This is a genomic window from Nocardioides oceani (genome assembly GCF_030412965.1).
Lineage (GTDB): Bacteria > Actinomycetota > Actinomycetes > Propionibacteriales > Nocardioidaceae > Nocardioides > Nocardioides oceani.
Genome location: NZ_JAUHJQ010000116.1, coordinates 1 through 288, shown reverse-complemented (window position 1 = coordinate 288; position 288 = coordinate 1). Strand labels below are relative to the sequence as shown.

Genomic DNA, 288 nt, shown 5'->3' with positions numbered 1-288 from the left:
GAGCTCCCCGGGCGCAGCGCCGACCACGACGCGCGACCGGGTGGTCGACGCGGCGGTGCGGATGACCATCGAGCTCGGCTGGGCGCGGGTGACGATGGTGCGGCTGGCCGACGAGGTCGGGGTCAGCCGGCAGACCGTCTACAACGAGATGGGCACCAAGGCCGGCCTCGCCGAGGCGATGGTGGCCCGCGAGCTCGACCGCTTCCTCGGCGTCGTGACCGTCTCCTTCGACGCCCATCCCGACGACCTGGTCGCCGGGATCCGCGAGGCGACCCGGGCCGTGCTCGA

1 protein-coding gene is annotated in these 288 nt (G+C 74.0%); it reads left to right on the top strand.

Translation table 11 applies throughout. From position 1 onward, the window contains the following. Positions 1–288, top strand: a 288-nt coding sequence (locus tag QWY28_RS23490) for a TetR/AcrR family transcriptional regulator (protein WP_300955328.1), incomplete at both ends; no start/stop codon positions are given.